Below are 2,089 nucleotides of genomic sequence, written 5' to 3' on the forward strand. Positions count from 1 at the left end.
GGCGGCCCCGCCGACAGCGCCGCGGGCGAACCGGCCGCGATGGCCAGCGCGGCGACGGCGCCGGCGGCCGGTATCCCGACCCGGGCGCGCCTGCTGACATGGGGTGAGCGCTGCTGCACACGGCGAACGTAACCCGGGCGACCACCGCCCCGCCCTGCCCGCTGCTCCGTCCGGGCCCCGGAGCCGGGGCCGCCGGGCTGGTACGGTACGGATCATGTTCGTCCCTCGTGCGTAGCCGACCCGTCGCGACCGCGCCCCGACCATCGCCGTCGGCGCGGTCCTCCGGTGTCCCCGCACGCATCCGGTGCCGCTGGGCGTTGCCGCCCGTGTCCCGGCCTCCATCGAGGAACGTTTCGTCAATGCCTTCCACCACCTCCGGGCGTCCCGGCTACCGTGCCGTGCTCGCCGCCCCGCACGCCGCCCGCACCTTCACCGCGGCGCTGCTCGGCCGCCTGTCCTTCGGCGTGGCCCCGCTCGCCCTGCTGCTCGCCATCCGCGACTCCACCGACTCCTACTCCGCCGCCGGCATGCTGATGGCCCTGTTCGGCCTCACCAACGTGCTCCTCTCCCCGGTCAGGGCCGCTCTGGTCGACCGCTACGGCCCCCGGCGCGCGCTGCCGCCGATGGCCGTGCTGAACACCGCGCTGCTGCTCGCCACGGCCGCCGCCACCGCCCGGCCCGGTACCTCGCCGGTGGTGCTCGCCGCTCTGCTCGCCCCCGCGGGCGCCTGCATCCCGCCGCTCGGCCCGGTGATGCGGACGCTCTGGCGCCGGCTGCTCCCCGACCCGGCCCTGCTCCGCCGCGCCTTCAGCCTCGACGGGGTCGCCGAGGAACTGCTCTTCGTCAGCGGCCCGCTGCTGGTCGCCGCCCTCCTGCCGCTCACCGGTGCCGCCGGCGCCGTCGTCGTGGGCGCGGCCCTGCTGCTCACCGGGGCCCTGCTGCTGGTCGCCTCGCCGCTCGCGGCGACGGGCGCCTGGGCGGCCGCCGGTGAAGGGAAGGCGGAGGCGCGGTCCGGCGTGACCGGCCGGCTCCGCGGTGGAGCGGCGCTGCGGAACGCGGTGGTCGGCGCGGCCGTGACCGGGCTGGCGCTGGGCGCGCTCGACCTCATGGTGGTCGCCTTCGCCGAACGGCAGGGCCGGCCGGAGGCGGTCGGCTGGGTCCTGGCCGCGCTCTCGGTCGGCAGCGCGGTCGGCGGCCTCGGGCTGGGCGCGCTGGACCGTCCGGTGTCGAACGCCGTCCGGCTGCCGCTGTTCACGGCCGGCCTCGGCCTGGCGCTGGCCGCCGCGGGCCTCGCGCCGAACCTCCTGGTGCTCGCCGCGGTCGTCGCGCTCGCCGGGTTCTTCGTCTCACCGGCCATCACCACCGCCTACCTGGTGGCGGACGAGGCGGTCGCCGCCGAGGCCCGCACCCGCGCCGGGGCCTGGGTGAACACCGCCCTCAACGCCGGCTCGGTCGCCGGCGGCGCGACCGTGGGCCTGCTGGTCGGCCGGCTGCCGCTGCCGCTCTGCTTCGCGCTGGCCGCCGCCCCGGCCCTCGCCGCCGCGCCGCTGCTGCGCACGCGCGACTTTGGTGACGCCGGGTCGCGCCGAAAGTCGGATCCCGCTCCGGACCCGGCCGCCTAACGTCCTGGGCATGAAGAACTTCCTCGGCTTCGTGAGCTTCGTCCTGGTCGTCGGCGGACTCAGCGGACTGCTCTCCGACCACCTGTGGGACCTGCACATCTTCGGCTTCGTCCGGTTCCTCGTTCCCGCCGACCACCAGACGGTGGGGTACTTCGTGATGATCGGCGTGGGCGTGCTGCTCGCCGTCGGCACCGAGCTCCTGGACCGCCGGGGCGCCAAGGACTGAGCCAGGCCCGGCGTCAGGCCCTGGAAGCCGCCGCGATGCCGTCGAGCAGGACCGCCAGCCCGGTGCGGAAGGCCTCCCGGGTGCGGTCGGGAGCGGGGTTCCCGGCGCCTGCCTCGGCGGCGCCGGCCTGTTCGAGCGCGGTGAGCAGGGGGAATCGCTCGGCGAAGTCGGGTGCGAGTTCGGCGAGTTGGGACGCGCGGGCGTGCCACCACTCCTCGTCCGGCACGCCGGTGGCGGCCGC

2 protein-coding genes and 1 pseudogene are annotated in these 2,089 nt (G+C 76.8%); 2 read left to right on the plus strand and 1 reads right to left on the minus strand.

Going from position 1 to position 2,089, the window contains the following annotated elements; genetic code table 11:
* Positions 1–359: 359 nt before the first annotated feature.
* Complete coding sequence (locus tag ABD308_RS33490) at positions 360–1,622, plus strand: MFS transporter (RefSeq protein ID WP_344343436.1); 1,263 nt, start codon at positions 360–362, stop codon at positions 1,620–1,622.
* A 10-nt stretch (positions 1,623–1,632) separates the two neighbouring features.
* The gene (locus ABD308_RS33495; protein WP_344343438.1) at positions 1,633–1,848 is read left to right on the plus strand and encodes a hypothetical protein; all 216 of its coding nucleotides are present in this window, start codon (positions 1,633–1,635) and stop codon (positions 1,846–1,848) included.
* Between the two features lie 13 nt (positions 1,849–1,861).
* Here ABD308_RS33495 and ABD308_RS33500 read toward each other — a convergent pair.
* A pseudogene (locus tag ABD308_RS33500) lies at positions 1,862–2,089 on the minus strand (TetR/AcrR family transcriptional regulator); the annotation flags it as partial.

The sequence above is a fragment of the Kitasatospora putterlickiae genome (assembly GCF_039527695.1).
Classification (GTDB): Bacteria; Actinomycetota; Actinomycetes; order Streptomycetales; family Streptomycetaceae; genus Kitasatospora; species Kitasatospora putterlickiae.

Excerpts from the sequence above, each read along its gene's own strand:
- ABD308_RS33490 (WP_344343436.1), top strand. The coding sequence starts at position 360 with ATGCCTTCCACCACCTCCGGGCGTCCCGGCTACCGTGCCGTGCTCGCC.
- ABD308_RS33495 (WP_344343438.1), top strand. The coding sequence starts at position 1,633 with ATGAAGAACTTCCTCGGCTTCGTGAGCTTCGTCCTGGTCGTCGGCGGA.